This window comes from Protofrankia sp. CiP1_Cm_nod3 (assembly GCF_982290655.1).
Genome location: NZ_CEVIVD010000090.1, coordinates 7,676 through 10,036, shown reverse-complemented (window position 1 = coordinate 10,036; position 2,361 = coordinate 7,676). Strand labels below are relative to the sequence as shown.

Sequence of the window (2,361 nt, the reverse complement as noted above, 5' to 3'; positions counted from 1 at the left end):
GCGCCGGGTGCCGCTCGGACCGAGCACCACCCGGCCGCTCCGCTCCGGGCCGACGTCGCTCCCCTTCGCCCATCCCGAAGCGAAGAAGAGGATCATGATAATGAGTGTGTAAGTGGCTGCTGCGCCAGCCACTTACACACTCATTCCGCTGAAGGGGGTGTGGATCCCTGGGGGCGCTGGTTGGCCGTCCGTCTGCATGGCTGTGTGCACGCTGTCACCGGCCGCGGGTTCTGTCGCCTGGCTGACGGCGGGGTAATACTCTTACTTTGAGAAGTAGGAGGCATCGATGCGGATCACGTCCAAGGGGCAGGTGACGATTCCCGTGGAGATCCGGGAGAAGGCCGGTCTCCTCCCAGGCAGTGAGATCGAGATCGTTCTCGATGACGATGGCGTCCACATCGTGCGGGTGGAGCCGGGGCCGGGTGGCGGGCGTGGCCGGCGCATCGTGCGTCAGCTTCGCGGCACGGCCCCGCCGGGCATGTCCACCGATGAGATCATGGCACTGACCCGCGGCGAGTGACGCCCGTCCTGGTCGACAGCAACGTGCTGCTCGACCTGCTTAGTGACGACCCCCGGTGGGGCGACTGGTCAGCGTCCGCGGTCGCGGCGGCCGCGGACGAAGCACAGCTCGTCATCAATCCCGTGATCTACGCGGAGGTCTCCGTCCGCTATCCGCGGATCGAGGAGCTCGATGACACGCTCCGGCCAGAGGTGTTCCGACGCGATGTTCTTCCGTATCCGGCGGCCTTCCTCGCCGGCAAGGCATACACGCGTTACCGCCGTCGGAGCGGGACGAGGACGTCGCCCCTCCCGGATTTCCTGATCGGCGCACACGCCGCGGTTGCCGGCTACCGGCTGTTGACCCGCGACGCCGCCCGGTACCGGACCTACTTCCCGAAAGTCGACCTCATCGCACCCTGAGCGTTGATGACCGCTCTGATGCACGAGTTCGATCCTCGAGAGGGCGGCTCGCGATCATGCCTGGAGGTGGCTCGAGGGCCGCGCCGGGTGACAGTCAGCCAGATCCTGAGCGGCCCGACCCACCGGCCTGTCCATCGGATTACGGATGCTGCCACGATCATATGCGAATCATGGCATGACCCTGATGTTTCAGGTGAGCGATCTGGCTGGTGCTCGCCGTCGTGAGTTCCTGGATGCCGCGAAGCACGGCGAGGCGTCACCGCGTGACACCGATGGTGCCGTGCTCGTGATGCTCACGGCACGTCGTGTCGCGGCCCTGACCGAGGCGTCCGCTGTGGCCGTTCAGTTGTTCGCGGCAGAGGCGGCGCTGGCATCCGGCATCAAGATCACTCCTGCGGCCCTGGGTTCGTTGGCCTGGCTGGCGGAGTTCGACGTCGATGATCGACTCAAGGCGCTGGAGGAACTACGCGATTCGCTGGCGCTCACCGTGGCACAGGCCGATCCGGAACCACTGCGTGAAACCCTGCGTGCCTGGCAGACTACCGCCGCTGCGATGCGTGACCCGCTCCGTCGCGCGATACACAACGGTAGGCCCGGCGGCGACGACTTCGTCGACGTTCCCGAGCCGGTCGATGGTGAATCGGACCCGGAACCGGGCGAGTACCCTGTCCGCCAACTGGTCTCGCGGTAGGTCATGGCCACGCGGCGACCAGCGCGGTAGCCATCTGCCGGCGGCAGGTGTCGAGGGTCCTGCCGAGCTGGGCGGGCACGGGCACGGGCGAAGTTCCGCCGCTGGCTAGAGCCACTCGTCCAGTTGGTCCCATGCGACGGTGACCTCGACGGGGTCGAGGGCGTCGATGGCCAGGATGTCCTTTTTCCGGAAGGTGACCTGCTCCATCGCGTAGGTGCCGTCCGATGTCAGGCGGAGCATCTCGACGGACACGGCAGGGCCGTCGTTCCGGGCGAGCCGGATGATCCAGTAGAAGCCGATGCCCGCCCGGGCGTAGCGGACCCGCTTGACGAGCAGATCGTCGGAGACGGAGCCGGGTGACACGATCTCGATGACGATCAGCGCGTCGGCGGCGGTTGGCTTGCCTTGCCACCGTCCCCGGCGTGAGTCGTCGAGGCATCGGAAGAGCGTCAGGTCCGGGCGGCGGAAGTGGAACGGCACCTCGGTGAGCAGGACGTCGATGTCAGCGCGGACCCGGTGACAGGTTCCCGTGCGCTGGTCGTGTTTGCGGGCGGCCTCGGCGAGTGCGTTGAGCAGGGCATGCTGGACTGCCAGGCGTCTGTCGCTGGGCGAGTGGCAGACGACGATCGTCCCGTCCGAGACCTCGATCCGTCCGGCAAGGTCTTCAGGGAGCTCCTCGTAGAGTTCGAGGGTCATCTCGGGCGCCTGTGCCGCGGCGCGCAGCCACGACCAGTCGGAAGCCCGCGGCG

Annotated in this window: 4 protein-coding genes; 3 read left to right on the top strand and 1 reads right to left on the bottom strand. The window is 67.2% G+C overall.

The annotated features are described in order from the left end of the window. Positions 1–286: 286 nt before the first annotated feature. The 3 genes from AC5LUJ_RS16490 to AC5LUJ_RS16480 all read left to right on the top strand — a co-directional run bounded on the left by AC5LUJ_RS16490 (position 287) and on the right by AC5LUJ_RS16480 (position 1,612). Entirely contained in the window at positions 287–520 is a 234-nt protein-coding gene (locus tag AC5LUJ_RS16490; protein ID WP_250291793.1) for an AbrB/MazE/SpoVT family DNA-binding domain-containing protein, read from the top strand. Further along, positions 517–921, top strand: coding sequence for a type II toxin-antitoxin system VapC family toxin (locus AC5LUJ_RS16485; protein WP_250285471.1), 405 nt, complete (start codon positions 517–519; stop codon positions 919–921). Before AC5LUJ_RS16490 ends, AC5LUJ_RS16485 begins: the two co-directional genes overlap by 4 nt. A gap of 175 nt (positions 922–1,096) precedes the next feature. Next, positions 1,097–1,612, top strand: coding sequence for a hypothetical protein (locus AC5LUJ_RS16480; protein ID WP_493465247.1), 516 nt, complete (start codon positions 1,097–1,099; stop codon positions 1,610–1,612). Between the two features lie 105 nt (positions 1,613–1,717). Here the strand turns inward: AC5LUJ_RS16480 and AC5LUJ_RS16475 are convergent. Next, positions 1,718–2,361 (bottom strand): Uma2 family endonuclease (locus AC5LUJ_RS16475; RefSeq protein ID WP_493465246.1); only part of this gene is annotated, 644 nt, incomplete at its 5' end.

Bases quoted from the DNA above. Each gene is read 5' to 3' on its own strand.
- AC5LUJ_RS16480 (WP_493465247.1), top strand. From the start codon at position 1,097: ATGACCCTGATGTTTCAGGTGAGCGATCTGGCTGGTGCTCGCCGTCGT.
- AC5LUJ_RS16490 (WP_250291793.1), top strand. From the start codon at position 287: ATGCGGATCACGTCCAAGGGGCAGGTGACGATTCCCGTGGAGATCCGG.